Genomic DNA, 14,130 nt, shown 5'->3' on the forward strand with positions numbered 1-14,130 from the left:
GGAAATTTTTCTACTGTCTCCCCAGAATAATCGGCATGATAAAATAATCTATATTTTCCCCCTGCTGCGGGGCTGGTTTTTTGAGCCTTGATTCAGTGCATATTAAGTTAGGATGTGCAGTAGATGCTCCATTTTACCATCCCACTCTCTGCTGGAATCGGCGCACTCTTTCAGTTCAGTTTCGATTTCAGTATTTATCGGCAGGTTTTTCTTATAGCGGATGGTATGCTCAAGGCTTGCCCAGAAGTCCATGGCGATTGTACGGAGTTGTATCTCCACCGGCACATGGATCTCTTTTTTCGCAAAGAATACCGGCAACCGGATCGTCAGGTGCAGACTGCGATAGCCATTTGGCTTAGGGTGTGAAATATAATCTTTCTCTGTGATGATTTCAATGTCAGACTGGTCTTTTAAGCACTTTGCCAAAAAGAACACATCCTCCTCGAAAGAGCAGATCACACGCACACCGGCAACATCCATGATATTTGCCTGCATGGTCGGAAAATCCAGAGGAAGTCCGCGCTTCTGCATCTTATTCATAATGCTGGACGGCGACTTCAAGCGGCTTTTCATACTTTCTATCGGATTGCGGTCATGCTGCAATGAAAATTCTTCGTTCAGAATTTCCAACCTGCTTTCAAGTGCTTTCAGTGCGCAGCGGTATTGCAGCATGACTTCCTGATACCTGCGATTTTCGCTTAAAAGGCGCTGGCATTGTAGATCATCCAAGCCTTTATCTGCCGCAACCGTCAAACCGAATAGATTTTCACTCATAGCTTCTCCATTCCGCAGGGATAGGCGCTCCGCGCTGTCTGCTGCTCTTTTGTTACGACCCGATAAAAGCTGTATCCGCCGGAGAGATGGGCACAGGTAAAACCATACTGCGTCAAAAGCCGGCAGGCCAGATAACTGCGAAGCCCTGTCTGGCAATTCACATAAACAGGCTTACTCCGGTCTAACTCGTCCAAATGCTCCCGAAGATCGTCCAAGGGAACGTTCCGAAAGCCGTCCAGATGGCCCCGCTGATACTCCCACTCCGTGCGGACATCCAGCAGCGCCGCGCTGCCATCGCGGGGCAGGTCGTCCACCTCATCCCAATGGAACTGCCGCACTTTCCCGCTCTCCAAATCCTCGATCATAAAACCGGCCATATTGACCGGATCCTTGGCAGAGGAATAGGGCGGCGCGTAGGCGAGGTCCAGCTCCGTCAGCTCCAGCGCCGTCATACCGGCGCGGATGGCGGTGGCCAGCACGTCGATACGCTTGTCTGCACCCTCGCGGCCCACGATCTGCGCTCCCAGCAGCCGCAAAGTTTCCTTTTCGTACAGCACCTTCATTGCCATAGACTGTGCGCCGGGATAATAGGTGGCGTGGGATGCTGGGAACAATACGACTTTGTCGTAAGTGATCCCTGCTGCCTGCGCTGCCTTTTCATTGATTCCCGTGGAGGCTGCTGTCAAGCCAAACAGCTTCAGAACAGACGAGCCCTGAGAGCCGTGAAAGCGGCTGTTTCCGCCGCAGATATTGTCAGCGGCAATTCGTCCCTGCTTGTTGGCAGGCCCCGCCAGCGAGATCAATGCTTTTTGGCCGGTCACGAAATGGGTGACCTCTACGGCATCGCCCACAGCGTAGATATCCGGCACGGAGGTTTCCATCCGCTCGTTGACAGCGATGCTGCCACGAATACCAAGTCTGAGTCCGGATTCTTTTGCTAAATGTGTATCCGGGGTAACACCGATGGCCAGCAGTACCATATCCGAATGCAGTGGCTCACTATCCTCCAGCAGCGTCAGCACGGAATCTCCGTCCTGTCGGAATCCGGTGACGGTTTCACCCAACCGCAGAGCCACGCCGTGTCTGCGCATTTCCGCATGGACAAAGCTCGCCATATCCGCATCCAGCGGCGCTAAAAGCTGCTTGGGACGCTGGACGATGGTGACGGAAACTCCCATCTCCACAAGGTTTTCCGCCATTTCCAGACCGATAAAACCGCCGCCAGCCAAAACAGCGCTTTTCGGCTTCTGATTCTCTACAAAGCGCCTGATGCGGATGGTGTCCTCCACGGTGCGCAGCGTGAAAACACGCTCACTGCTGACGCCGGAAAGCGCAGGGACCGTCGGCTTTGCGCCGGGTGCGAGGAGCAGTTTGTCATAGGTTTCCGTGTAGACCTTTCCACTATCCAATGCGTGAACGGTGACGGTTTTCTCTGTGGGATTGATCGCAGTTACTTCCTGCCGTACCCGCACATCAATGCGAAAACGATCCCAGAAGCTCTCCGGAGTTTGCAGCGTCAATTCTTCCTGCTCCTTGATCACACCGCCCACATAATACGGCAGGCCGCAGTTGGCATAGGACACATAGCCGCTGCGCTCGATCATGACGATCTGCGCGTGTTCATCCAGACGGCGGATGCGGGCGGCGGCAGAAGCACCGCCCGCCACACCGCCTACGATCACAACTTTCATCTTGCACCCTCCACCATGGCGGCGATCTCCGACTTAGGCCGATAGCCCACCGATTTGGCAACGGCCTTTCCATCCTTGAATACAACCAGCATCGGGATGCTGGACACCTGAAAACGCATCGCCAGCTCCATCTGCTCGTCCACATTGACCTTGCCCACCTTGAGGGCACCGCTTTTTTCTTCGGCAAGCTCATGCAGTATAGGAGAGAGCATTTTGCACGGTCCGCACCAGTCCGCGTAGAAATCCAGCAGGACGGGCTTGTCGGAACGCAGTACCTCGTTTTCAAAATTCGCAGCAGTGATTTTCAGTTCAGCCATGAGAAAGGCTCCTTTCTGTTATCTTTGTTTATTCTTTGTTTTTCAGCTTGCAAATACCCTGTGTCATGGTTCCCATAGGGCAAAAGGCACACCATGTCCGGGGCTTGTAGAGCACCATAACGATCAGACCCAGCAGCAGAGAAGTCAGCATGAGGCTATAAAAGCCAAAGCTGAACTGCGCCACCCAATCGGCGACTGTACCGGCTGTATAAGTCCAGCCCCAAGGCACACGGAATGTCCAGAACAGCTTAATGGCCTCCCGTAGGGACGCAGCACCAGCAACGACCAGATAGGTCTGGAACACCATGTTGCCGAACATCGTCAGGAAAAAGAGCAAAAAGCCATAACGGAACCACTTGGAGGACATCCAGCGGGGCGTGGGCTTACAGCGGGAGCATTTAAGGTCAGTCCCCAGCTTGCTGAACAGCTGTCCCCGTCCGCAGAGGTGGTTGCAAAAGAATTTGTTCCCGCCAAAGATGGCTAAGAACAGCGGCAAGAGAAAATCGATCATGCCCAGCCACGCGAACAGGATATTGAAAAAGCCCAGTGCAAAATAGATGATGGCATATACCCACAGGTAATCGTACCAATGCTTCGCTTTCATGCGTCAGCCCTCACTTTCACCTCAATGCAGCCGACGGGGCAGAGCTTTGCGCACTTGCCGCAGCCTACGCAGCGTTCCGCCTCCACGGCGGCGTAGCAGCCACGGCGCACCTTGACGGCCCCCAGTGGACAGGTATTTTCACACACACCGCAGGCGACGCACCGCGTCTTATCTATGGCGGCCAGTTTCTTTGACAGCATAGCGTTCCTCCCTTAATCCTGCAAGGATTTGTAATAGAGCATACAGTGGCAGAATCCCTCGAAGAGCGGATCTGCAATTTGATCCTTAAACTCCTGGCACATACATTTGGTCGCCTCTGTGCGCTCCCTGCGGCAGGGACAGTATCCGCCGGTGCGCTTGAGTCCTTCCCGGATGGTATTGACAATCTCTTGATCGGGATTGAGCTTGATTTTCATGTTCGCCACCTCTTTCTTGATTGTGGCTTTATCATACCGCAGGACAAAGCATTTTTCTGTGACGAGGTCACGTTACGGCAAATTTTTATATAAGCGAGAAAGAGCCGTGAAGCGGGATCTTACATACTGCTTCACGGCTCTTTGTTTATAGGTTTTGTTGTGCTTCCTTACTCAGCCGCAGAAAACTGATCTTTGCCAACTGAACATAAGGGGCATTCAAAATCATCCGGAATATCTTTCCATTTTGTACCCGGTGCAATGCCGCCTTCCGGATAGCCCTTTTCTTCATCGTATTCCCAACCACACACATCACATACATATTTCATAATGAAATTCTCCTTTGATGTTTTTTATTTCGCACACAACATTAGCCCGACTTTATCGTCATCAGAAACAATAACGATTCCTATCTTACTCAAAGAATATCCACAGCTTCCGCTTGTTTTACTCTCTTTGTTTTCTTATTCCCTGAAATCATTTTATGACCCGTATATACTGCCATAACCATGCAGATCAAGGAACTAAGCGCAAGGTACTTATGCGCTGTTTTTGAGCCTTTATATCCAGTGCAAAAAGTTCCAAACATGGTAATTACCGCTCCGATTGACCAATATTTATGTGCTTTCATGACTTGTTTGCCTCCTGCCTGCAATACATGTCATTCAGTTCTCTATGTTGGTTCTAAGATACCATGCGCGGAACGATCACGCTTTCCACAGACTGTGGAGGTTGCAGTAGGCGTAGACCGCTTCGACCTCGTCGCCCTCGCAGAGAGCGAAGCAGACCTCGGGCTTCTCGCCTGGGTGCAGCTCCTTACGCTGGTTGCCCTGCTTGGTGTGGAGAGAGACCCACTCGATGTAGTGCTCCGGCAGCATGGGATGCTCCACGGAGCCGACCTTGACATGGACGATGCCGTTTTCCACTGTCCAGACAGGGACATGCTTCTCCACGGCCGCGTCGGTCGTGCCGGGGATGATCTCGCTCATCGGCTCACCGCAGCAGATGACGGGAACGCCCGTATCCTTGACCTTGGCAATGATGTTGCCGCAATGCTTGCAAATGTAAAACTTCTGCTCCATGATGATTCTCCTTTTCTTTCTTTAATAGTTTTCTGCGTGAATTTCAAAATAGCTCTGGGGATGGTTGCAGGTCGGGCAGACCTCCGGTGCTTTCTCACCGATCACGATATGCCCGCAGTTGCGGCACTCCCACACCTTGACCTCGCTCTTGGCAAAGACTTCCGCCATTTCCACATTGTGCAGCAGGGCACGGTAGCGCTCCTCATGATGCTTTTCAATGGCGGCTACCAGGCGGAAACGCTGGGCCAGCTCATGGAAGCCCTCCTCGTCGGCGGTTTTGGCGAAGCCGTCGTACATATCCGTCCACTCGTAGTTCTCGCCCTCAGCGGCGGCGAGAAGATTTTCGGCGGTGTCGCCGATGTCGTTCAGCTCTTTGAACCACAGCTTGGCATGTTCCTTCTCGTTATCGGCGGTTTTAAGGAACAGCGCCGCGATCTGCTCGTAGCCTTCCTTCTTGGCCTTAGATGCAAAATAGGTGTACTTGTTGCGTGCCTCGGACTCACCGGCAAAGGCAGCCATCAGATTTTTTTCGGTTTGAGTACCTGCGTATTTCGCTTCTTTCATGGTCGATGCTCCTTTCAGCTTTTTCTGCTCATATTATAACACGGATTCGTGTTAAAAACAATATTTTCATTTTAAGTGATTCAATCCGCCTGTATCCCGCAGCGTGATCGCACCGCGCTTCAGCTCCACCAGCCCGTCCTCCGAGAAGCCTTTGAGCATCCGCGCCACTGCCTCCCGCGCCGAGCTGATGTGCTGGGCGATCTGCTCATGGGTCATGCGTATCGTGTCGGAGCCGGTACGCTCCGCTTCGGCCAGGAGAAATTCTGCCAGCCGCCGATCCAACCCCTTAAACATGATCTGCTGCATCGCCCACATCACATCAGAAAACCGTTTCGTTGCCAACTCATAGAGGAAGCAGCGGACATGAAGATTTTGCTCCTTGAGCGCAGCAATGATATTTGCAGGGATAATCAGAACCTCCGTATCCATTCCCGCGGTCATTTGCGTATCAAAGGTGATTTGACTGATCACGCAGGAGGCAGAAAGCACGCATAATTCGCCCGGATACAGCCGGAACAATGTGACTTCTCGCCCCTCCTCGGAGAGAAGATAGGTGCGGATCTCGCCGGAAAGGATGAACAGCATTCCAAGACATTCGTTGTCGCTGCTGTGTACGAACGCACCCTTTTCATAATGACGGACAAAGGCACTTCGGCGCAGCGTTTCTTGCTCCTGTTCAGTCAAGGATGACCAAAACGGAAGCTGTGTCAGTGTGTGCTCCATATCAGTGGCAGCTATGCTTGCCGCAGCCGTGGTCACCGCAGGTGTGCCCAGCCTCGCCGTGCTCGTGGTCATGGTGATCGCAGTGGACATTGGGATCGTAGCCCAGATTTCCGCTGAGCAATGCGCTCACCGCCGCGTCAGCGTCCCCGCTGACACCGCCGTAGAGCTTGATGCCCGCTTCGGCCAGAGCTGCCTGCGCACCTCCGCCGATGCCTCCGCAAATCAAAGTGTCCACGCCGTTCTGCATCAGGAAGCCTGCCAGTGCGCCGTGACCGCTGCCGTTGGTATCAACAACTCCCGCATGAGTGATTTTGCCGTCCGCAGCTTCATAAAGCTTGAACTGTTCGGTGTGGCCGAAATGCTGAAAGATCTGACCGTTTTCATAGGTAACTGCAATTTTCATAATGGAATCTCCTTCGCATTTTTTGTTGGATTTTTCTGTGTTGGCTCTCTGCATCCGGCAGCAGCGGCCGCAGTGGGCTGCCTCCTGTCCTCCGCAGATGCGGTAGTTTCCCCCGGTGATGTGCAGCGGTTTCCCGTGGACAAGACACGCTGCGATCTTGCACCGTGCGCTTTCGTAAATCTCCTGCACGGTAGATCGGGAAATGTCCATTTGTGCGGCACACTGCTCGTGGGTTTGCTGCTCCAAGTCAACCAGCCGGATGACCTCGTATTCGTCCAGCGTCAGCAGGATCGGCTCGGTATTCTCGCACCCGTTGGGGCAGAAGGTATCAACTTGTGGTGCGCCACAAATCCGACGGCACCGTGGCGGTCTTGGCATGGACGCTTTCCTCCTTTGTTTTCGGTATATACCGATTATAGCACTTTGGAAAGGAAAAAGCAATATTCTTTTCAAAAGCCGCTGCAATTTCTGCCCTCATATAGATGCTGGCTGATAGGCTGATAGTCGGAGTTGAATACAACAAGTGAGCTATCCTCAAGTTAGATACTTCACGAAAAGAAGCGACGCCTGAACGAGTGCCCGTGGCACTCGTTTTTTTGTTGCAATGCAATGCGGGTTAAAACATTTTTGATACGCTATAAACAAGCACAATTCGATAAATGACTTGAATCGCAGAGCAAAAAACATAATTCTTTGTATTATAGCATAAACTCTTGTATGCTTTCAAGGCAAACGGCGTAAAATCGTGGGTTATTTTTCTTCGGTCATCACCTAAAATAATCATAAGATAGGTGGTGAATATCATATGGACACACAATTCGTGCGTGATCGAATTACTCAGCTGAGACTAAAAAAGGGTGTCTCTGAATATCAAATGAGTTATGATCTCGGGCATAGCAGAAGCTATGTTTATAACATATCCTCTGGCAAATCGTTGCCACCTATGGCAGAATTTCTTCAAATCTGTAACTATTTTGATATTACACCAAGCCAATTCTTCGATGAATCCGAAGAAAATCCCGCACTCCTGCAAACGGCCATTGAAGAATTGCGAAAGCTGAATGACGATGACTTAATGCTCATCATCGGCAATATTCGTCGGCTGACCCGTGAGTGACCATTCCCTGAAATAACACATTTGTAAATACAGAGAAACCGCAAGGCATCGGTGTATAATCCATGCCTTGCGGAATTTTGCTTTATAGAGGTGATTTGCATTGAAGCCTGAGAGAAAAACAATTTGCAGTTCTAACTCTGGGTAATACGCCGGAATTGCATAGTATATCACCACAAAGTACGCATCATTTGATTGCCATATACCATACTGATGAGTTCTACAAGGATAATCAAATGAGGTGTAAACTAATAACATAGTAGGTGGTATATATGTTCAGTTTGCCACACTGGAATCTGTCATGAAAGCAGATCTGCCGCAGATGGAGCTGTACTGCGAAATCGGCAAGGCCGTCTGTGCCCACTCGGAAAAGGGTGCAGCGGTAGCTGCTGCGGAGTTCATAAAAGAACAATACCCGGATATGACCGGCTTCTCTCCGCGCAATGTGCGCCGGATGCGGGATTTCTGGCAGTTGTACAGCGGCATGCCGGAACTGCTGGGTGAAGCGCTTCGCTTGAATTGGACACAGAACGTTGTGATCATGGAGGCAGAGCTGCCCGCAGAGGAGCGCCGCTGGTACATCCGGCAGGCTACAGCACGGAATCTATCCAAGGCGGAGCTTCTGCGAATGATCGAGGATTCTGCGTATCTGGAAAGTGTTCTCGACGAAAAGGTCGATGTGTGGTATAATGAGGGCAACGATGAGATTTCGGAGAGAACGCAGTATGAAGAGGATTCTGTTTATCTGTCATGGAAATATCTGCCGCAGCCCCATGGCCGAGTTCGTGATGAAGGACTTGGTAAAAAAGGCGGGACTGACATCGCAATTTCATATCGAATCAGCGGCTACCAGTCGGGAGGAGATTGGCAACCCAGTCTATCCTCCGGCACGGCGCAAGCTGGCCGAGCATGGGATCTCCTGCGAAGGCCATGCCGCACGGCAGTTGACAAATCGGGATTACGACGAATACGATCTCCTGATCGGCATGGACCAGGCCAACCTCCGGGATATGTACCGTATCTGCGGCGGCGACTATGTCGGCAAGATGTCCCTCCTGATGGATCACACCGCCCATCCCGGCAATGTGGCAGACCCATGGTACACCGAGGACTTCGAGGCGACCTGGCAGGATGTGCTGGATGGCTGCCAAGGACTTTTGAAAGAATTCATGACAGAACGAGGTGATTCAAATGGCACAAAACGATAATATCCAACTGTTCGAAGACAAGCGTATTCGAACCGCATGGGATGAGGAAAAGGAAGAATGGTACTTTTCCGTCGTTGATGTGGTAGCTGTGCTGACTGATCAGCCAGATTATCAGGCAGCTCGTAACTACTGGAAGGTAACGAAGAAACGCCTGAAGGATGAGGGAAATGAAACGGTTACAGCTTGTAACCAGTTGAAAATGACCGCTTCGGATGGCAAAAAACGATTGACTGATGTAGCCGATACCGAGCAGCTTCTCCGAATCATCCAGTCTATTCCTTCCCCGAAGGCAGAACCGTTCAAGTTGTGGCTGGCACAGGTCGGTCGAGAGCGTATCGAGGAGACCATCGACCCGGAGCTGACCATTGACCGCGCTCTGGAAACCTATCTCAAGAAGGGTTACAGCCGTGAGTGGATCAATCAGCGGCTGCAGGCCATCCAGGTCCGTAAAGAACTGACGGATGAATGGGATGCCCGCGGTGTGCAGAAAGGCGTAGAGTACGCCATCCTCACGGACGAGATTTCCCGAGCCTGGTCTGGCATGTCCACCCGGCAGTACAAAAATCTGAAGGGCTTGAAAAAGGAAAACCTTCGTGATAACATGACTACGCTGGAACTGGTACTGAATATGCTGGCGGAGGCCACTACTACGGAGATATCCAAGCAGAAAGCACCGAGTACATTTTCGGAGAATATGGCAGTCGCTCGTGAAGGCGGTGAGGCCGCTGGAATTGCCCGGAAAGCAGTGGAGGAGCGCACGGGTGTTCCTGTCATCACACCCAAGAACGCCGCACAGCTCAATCAAGTCGTAACGGACCTGCTGGAGGGCGCAGTCTCCGACACAAAGGAAAAACCGAAAGACAAGTGAGCGTTGCACGTCAAGGTTTTCTTGCCGTCATACGACGATTTTTTGAAAGTAAATTTCGAAAAAATCTATAGTGTTGAGGTATGACAAAAATAAGACCATCTGCCTTTGGCAGATGGTCTTATTTTTGGGTTCCGCTCTCTGGGGTCGCTCCACCCCAAGGAAATCGAACATGCTCGGGGCAAGTGAATTGCCCCTGCGCCAAGATCTTGCTGCGCAAAATACTTGTGACGGCGCACCCGCGCCGCCCCGCCTTGTGGGGTCCCGGTTCGGTCGGCATCCATACCGATATGCCATGACAAAATGCCTGTGATGTTACAGCATCACAGGCATTTTTTGCGAGTATCGGCGTGGCGTAACGCGCTGCCGGCATTGCGCGGCTGGGTAGAACGGCTCGTCGCTGTCTCCGGCCGTATTTTCGGGGGCGATGCGGCGAGCGGTCATCACGCGAAGCCGTATTTGATTTTGACGCGCTCGAGCTTATCGAGCATCGGCTCGGCGAAGAACCAGAGGAAAACCGCCGTGGATCCGGCCTGCACCGCATCCATCGAAAAGCCGGAGACACAGTAGACCGCAAGGCTCCGCCACGTCAGCGTTCCCGTGGCGAGCAGCGCGGAGTAGGCGTTGAGCAGAATGCCATAGACGAGGAATGCGCTCACCGCGCCGTAGGCGCAAAGCGCCTCCCGCTTCCTTGGCAGACCGCCCCTGCGGAACACCAGCCCCGCGAGAAAGCCGCACAGCCCCATGCCCAGCATCTGCCACGGCGTCCACGGTCCCTGCGAAAAGAGAATGTTGGAGACCAGCATGGTCACCGCGCCCACAAGAAAGCCCGTCTCCCCGCCCAGAGCTGCGCCCGCGAGGACGGTGAGCGCCAGCACCGGCTTACACTGGGGCAGCATGAAGAAGGCCGCGCGGCCCGCCACGCCCAGCGCACAGAGCACCGCGGTCACGACCAGCTCCCGCGCGCGGGGTTTGCGCCTCTCGAAGGTAAGGAAGAACGGCAGCATGGCCTCCAGCACCATCAGCAGCGAAACGGCGTAGTAGCTCCGGTCGCCCAGCAACTTGGGACCGAACACCAGCGTCAGGGGGATGAGCAGAAGGGCCATCAGGGCGGAGACGGCCGTGCGCGGGGAAAGCCTTCGCTTTTCCGGCGGCGCGGCGGGTATGTCCGCCGCCTTCGGCGGCTGCGGTGGGGGCTCCCGCCGCTCTTTTGGAGGCGCTTCCCTGCCGCCGCAGGCGGCGATGATGTCCTCCGCCGTCACGGCTGCGGGCAGATGGTCCCGCGCCATGCGGTTCGCCGCCGTGGTGTAGAAGCGGTTGAGCGCGAAAAACTCCCGGGGCGCGCCATCGGAGGCGATGGAGCCGTCGAAAAAGAGCGCGCAGCGCTGCGCGTAGGCGGCGCAGAACTCCACGTCGTGGCTGACCAGAACGACGGTCACCCCCTGCGCGAGCAGATCATGCAGCAGCTCAGCCAGCTCCGCCTTGAAGGCCGCGTCCAGTCCGCGCGTCGGTTCGTCGAGGAGCAGGATATCGGGCCGCGTGAGCAAAACCTTTGCCAGCGCCGCGCGCTGCTGCTCGCCGCCGGAAAGGTCGTAGGGGTGACGGTCCAGCAGCGCGTCCAGACGGCAGAGTGCGGTGACGTAGGCGAGTATCGCCCCGTCGGAGACGATCTCGGCAAGGTCCTCGCGCACGGTTTTTTTGGCAAAAAGCGTCTGCACCTCCTGGGGCAGGAGCGCCGTTTTGCCGGTGACGCGGACCTCTCCGCGATAGGGCTTTTGCAGGCCAGCGAGCAGCTTGAGCGTGGTGGACTTGCCCGCGCCGTTGCCGCCGAGGATGGCGAAAAGCTCGCCCCGCCGCACCGTCAGCTCCAGCCCGCGCAGCACGTCCGGCGCGTCCGGCGTATATCGGAACCACGCATCCGAGACGGTTACGACCGTCTCCTCCGAGGGCGCGGGCAGCGGGCGCTCCGGCACGCTCTTGAGGGGGTGCGAGGCGGCAAAGTCCGCCAGCCAGTCCCGCCCCTCACGCACGGAGACAGGACAGGGAAGGTCGTTCTCCACCGCCGCCCACACGCGCATGGCGGCGGGCATGGCGCGGAACAGCTCGTGTCCCGCCGTGCGCAGCTGCGCGCCCACGGCGCGGGGCGCGCCGTCCGCGAGGACCGCCCCGCCGTCCAGCACAACGGCGCGGTCGGAGAGGGGCAGCGCCTCCTCCAGCCGCTGCTCGGAGAGCAGCACCGTTGTGCCCAGCTCCCGGTTGACCCGCGCGAGTGCGGCAAGGAAGTCCGCCGCCGCGATGGGGTCAAGCTGCGCGGTTGGCTCGTCTAAAATGAGCACGTCCGGCTGCAGGGTCAGCACGGCGGCCAGGTTCAAAAGCTGCTTCTGCCCGCCGGAGAGCGACGCCGCCTCCCTGTGGAACCAGCTCTCCATGCCGAAAAAGCCCGCCATCTCGGCGACGCGGCGGCGGATGGTGGGCGTATCGTACCCGAGGCTCTCCGGCCCGAAGGCCAGCTCGTGCCAGACCTTGTCGGTGACGATTTGGTTTTCCGGGCTTTGCTGCACAAAGCCGATGCGCTCCGCCTGCTCGCGCTGCGAAACGTCGGAGAGCGGGCGGGCGGCGAAAAGGACCGCGCCCCGGCGGACGCCGTTGGGCGCAAGCGCGGTCTTGAGCTGGCGGAGGAGCGTGCTTTTGCCGCTGCCGGAAAGCCCGCAGAGCGTGACGAATTCGCCCGCGCAGAGCGTCAGGCTCACATCCCGCAGGGCGGGCGCGAACTGCCCGGGGTAGGTAAAGGTCAGGTTTTCGACGCGATAGAGCTCCATGTGCGCGCCTCCTTTCTTTGCAGCAGCACCGGCGTCAGGCAGAGCAGAAAATACGCGAGCAGCACGCTCGCGAAATACGGCGTCAGCACGCCGCGCGCCGTGGGATAGTAGCGCCACTTCACGCCGCCGAGTGCCCAGCCCATGGCGATGTAAGCGCCGCAGAGCACCAGCCACAAAAGCAGCAGCCTGTCGCGGCGGCTGAAGCGGTAAAGGGAAAACGCCGTGCGGCCCGGCAGTCCGTAGCCGCGGCTTTTCATGCTGTCCGCCGTCTCCACGGCGTTCTCAAGGCTCCACGTCACCATGACGGAAAAGACCGTCACGGCGCTCTTGAGCTTTTGAAGCCGACCCTTTTCCGCGTACAGCCCCATGCCGCGACGCGCCGCTGTCACCTCGCGGAGCTTTGCCTGAAAGCGCGGCACAAAGCGCAGCGTCATGGAGAGCAGCAGCGAGAGCGCGGGCACGACGCGCCCGAAAAGGTGCATGAGCTTATCCGAGGTCATGACTGTGTTCCAGCAGGAAAACCACAGCACCACGGCGGCGAGCATCGCCGCGGCGGCGAAGCCGTAGGCGATGGACTCCAGCGTCAGAGGGTTGCCCGAGGGCAGATAGGCCAGAATGGTCGCGCCCTCGTGGTTGAAGGCGAGGTTCACCAGCGCGGCGAGCAGCGCCGACGGCGCGAGCCAGCGCGCGGTGCGCCGCACCGCCGTGCCGCCGTTTAACTGCGCGGCGCACCGGAGCGCAGCACAGAGCGAGACGGCAATGCAGAGGGGGTGCAGGAAGAACATGGAAAACGTCAGCACCAGTACAAAGTACAGAAGGTTCACCGCCGGATGGCAGGCGAGAAAGGCGTGATGCTTCATGCGCCGAGCCCTCCGCCCACATCCGCGCCGAAGTCGCAGGTGTAGACCCACTCGACGGTGTCGCCGTCCGCGAGGGTATAACGCGAGCAGCCGTAGTTGGGAAATTCGCCGTTCACGCGGTACATCCAGCCCGAGCCCTCGCCGCAGTCGAACTCATAGAGGTTGCCGATGCCCTCGATGTAGGCGGACTGATAGACCGGCGTTTCGGAAAACTCCATGTGTATTTTGTTCTCGCGGCACACGCGCTTGAGCACGTCAAACACGCTCTCGCCCTCGGTAAATTCCACCGCGGTCGGAGCCAGCAGAACGCCGTCCGCAGGGATCAGGTCAGCCTTCTCCGCGTTGAGCCGGTCGAGATTTTCCAGAATCGCCGCGCAGGAGATGGAGACCGTACACGTCGGCGCGGCGTTCTCCGACGGTGTGTCCGTCTCGTCCGGCGAAGCAGGTGTGTCGGCCGTCTGTGACGGTGCTTCAGCCTGCTTCGACGGCTCGGCAGGAGTCTCCTCCTGCCGCTCGGTCTCGGATGGAGCGGACGTGGCGGGCGCATCCTGCGCCGCATCGGGCGCGGGCGTTTCGCTCTGCGCCGGCGTGGGTGTCGGCGTCGGCTCCGTCGTTTGTGCATTGCAGCCCGCAAGAGTGAATATCAGTGCAAGCGCCAGCAGCGCCGCACAAAGGCGCTTTGCCGTTTTCATG

18 protein-coding genes and 1 pseudogene are annotated in these 14,130 nt (G+C 56.1%); 4 read left to right on the top strand and 15 right to left on the bottom strand.

Annotation, left to right across the window (positions count from 1 at the left end):
* Positions 1–102 precede the first annotated feature (102 nt).
* From KQI17_RS04030 to KQI17_RS04085, 12 genes are all read right to left on the bottom strand, one after another.
* On the bottom strand, positions 103–774 hold the full coding sequence (locus KQI17_RS04030) for a GTP pyrophosphokinase family protein (protein ID WP_216494924.1): 672 nt from the start codon (positions 772–774) through the stop codon (positions 103–105).
* Positions 771–2,465 carry an FAD-dependent oxidoreductase gene (locus KQI17_RS04035; protein WP_216494925.1) on the bottom strand — a complete coding sequence of 565 codons (1,695 nt, stop codon included), beginning with the start codon at positions 2,463–2,465 and terminating at the stop codon, positions 771–773. Before KQI17_RS04035 ends, KQI17_RS04030 begins: the two co-directional genes overlap by 4 nt.
* Positions 2,462–2,782: a thioredoxin gene (gene trxA, locus KQI17_RS04040; RefSeq protein ID WP_216494926.1), complete on the bottom strand. Its 321-nt coding sequence runs from the start codon at positions 2,780–2,782 to the stop codon at positions 2,462–2,464. The genes KQI17_RS04035 and trxA overlap by 4 nt, the downstream gene beginning before the upstream one ends.
* Before the next feature lie 28 nt (positions 2,783–2,810).
* Complete coding sequence (locus KQI17_RS04045; RefSeq protein WP_216494927.1) at positions 2,811–3,386, bottom strand: 4Fe-4S binding protein; 576 nt, start codon at positions 3,384–3,386, stop codon at positions 2,811–2,813.
* Positions 3,383–3,586 (bottom strand): 4Fe-4S binding protein, encoded by a 204-nt coding sequence (locus tag KQI17_RS04050; RefSeq protein WP_005946404.1) that lies wholly within the window; start codon positions 3,584–3,586, stop codon positions 3,383–3,385. The genes KQI17_RS04045 and KQI17_RS04050 overlap by 4 nt, the downstream gene beginning before the upstream one ends.
* A gap of 12 nt (positions 3,587–3,598) precedes the next feature.
* On the bottom strand, positions 3,599–3,844 hold the full coding sequence (locus tag KQI17_RS04055) for a ferredoxin-thioredoxin reductase catalytic domain-containing protein (protein ID WP_118297397.1): 246 nt from the start codon (positions 3,842–3,844) through the stop codon (positions 3,599–3,601).
* A gap of 125 nt (positions 3,845–3,969) precedes the next feature.
* Positions 3,970–4,128: a rubredoxin gene (locus KQI17_RS04060; RefSeq protein WP_118601949.1), complete on the bottom strand. Its 159-nt coding sequence runs from the start codon at positions 4,126–4,128 to the stop codon at positions 3,970–3,972.
* Between the two features lie 89 nt (positions 4,129–4,217).
* Complete coding sequence (locus tag KQI17_RS04065) at positions 4,218–4,430, bottom strand: DUF6219 family protein (RefSeq protein WP_033120173.1); 213 nt, start codon at positions 4,428–4,430, stop codon at positions 4,218–4,220.
* A 76-nt stretch (positions 4,431–4,506) separates the two neighbouring features.
* Positions 4,507–4,881: a desulfoferrodoxin family protein gene (locus KQI17_RS04070; protein ID WP_033120174.1), complete on the bottom strand. Its 375-nt coding sequence runs from the start codon at positions 4,879–4,881 to the stop codon at positions 4,507–4,509.
* Between the two features lie 21 nt (positions 4,882–4,902).
* Positions 4,903–5,445: a rubrerythrin gene (gene rbr, locus KQI17_RS04075; protein WP_216494929.1), complete on the bottom strand. Its 543-nt coding sequence runs from the start codon at positions 5,443–5,445 to the stop codon at positions 4,903–4,905.
* 66 nt (positions 5,446–5,511) lie between these two features.
* Entirely contained in the window at positions 5,512–6,168 is a 657-nt protein-coding gene (locus tag KQI17_RS04080) for a Crp/Fnr family transcriptional regulator (RefSeq protein WP_216494930.1), read from the bottom strand.
* 1 nt (position 6,169) lies between these two features.
* Positions 6,170–6,949, bottom strand: a complete 780-nt coding sequence (locus tag KQI17_RS04085) for a DUF134 domain-containing protein (protein ID WP_216494931.1) — start codon at positions 6,947–6,949, stop codon at positions 6,170–6,172.
* Between the two features lie 427 nt (positions 6,950–7,376).
* Here KQI17_RS04085 and KQI17_RS04090 point away from each other — a divergent pair, with 427 nt between their 5' ends.
* The 4 genes and pseudogenes from KQI17_RS04090 to KQI17_RS04105 all read left to right on the top strand — a co-directional run bounded on the left by KQI17_RS04090 (position 7,377) and on the right by KQI17_RS04105 (position 9,761).
* Positions 7,377–7,688, top strand: a complete 312-nt coding sequence (locus KQI17_RS04090; protein ID WP_177717471.1) for a helix-turn-helix domain-containing protein — start codon at positions 7,377–7,379, stop codon at positions 7,686–7,688.
* A 298-nt stretch (positions 7,689–7,986) separates the two neighbouring features.
* Positions 7,987–8,322, top strand: a pseudogene (locus tag KQI17_RS13845) (DUF1016 N-terminal domain-containing protein); the annotation flags it as partial.
* Between the two features lie 88 nt (positions 8,323–8,410).
* Positions 8,411–8,893, top strand: coding sequence for a low molecular weight protein-tyrosine-phosphatase (locus KQI17_RS04100; RefSeq protein ID WP_216494932.1), 483 nt, complete (start codon positions 8,411–8,413; stop codon positions 8,891–8,893).
* On the top strand, positions 8,877–9,761 hold the full coding sequence (locus KQI17_RS04105) for a Bro-N domain-containing protein (protein WP_216494933.1): 885 nt from the start codon (positions 8,877–8,879) through the stop codon (positions 9,759–9,761). The genes KQI17_RS04100 and KQI17_RS04105 overlap by 17 nt, the downstream gene beginning before the upstream one ends.
* A 440-nt stretch (positions 9,762–10,201) precedes the next feature.
* Here the strand turns inward: KQI17_RS04105 and KQI17_RS04110 are convergent, their stop codons facing one another.
* The 3 genes from KQI17_RS04110 to KQI17_RS04120 are packed head-to-tail and all read right to left on the bottom strand — an operon-like array spanning position 10,202 to position 14,129.
* Positions 10,202–12,577, bottom strand: a complete 2,376-nt coding sequence (locus tag KQI17_RS04110; RefSeq protein WP_216494934.1) for an ATP-binding cassette domain-containing protein — start codon at positions 12,575–12,577, stop codon at positions 10,202–10,204.
* Positions 12,550–13,437 carry an energy-coupling factor transporter transmembrane component T gene (locus KQI17_RS04115; RefSeq protein WP_216494935.1) on the bottom strand — a complete coding sequence of 296 codons (888 nt, stop codon included), beginning with the start codon at positions 13,435–13,437 and terminating at the stop codon, positions 12,550–12,552. Before KQI17_RS04115 ends, KQI17_RS04110 begins: the two co-directional genes overlap by 28 nt.
* Positions 13,434–14,129, bottom strand: coding sequence for a DUF4430 domain-containing protein (locus KQI17_RS04120; protein WP_216494936.1), 696 nt, complete (start codon positions 14,127–14,129; stop codon positions 13,434–13,436). The genes KQI17_RS04115 and KQI17_RS04120 overlap by 4 nt, the downstream gene beginning before the upstream one ends.
* Position 14,130 lies beyond the last annotated feature (1 nt).

The sequence above is a fragment of the Oscillibacter sp. MSJ-31 genome, from assembly GCF_018918025.1.
Lineage (GTDB): Bacteria > Bacillota > Clostridia > Oscillospirales > Oscillospiraceae > Hominicoprocola.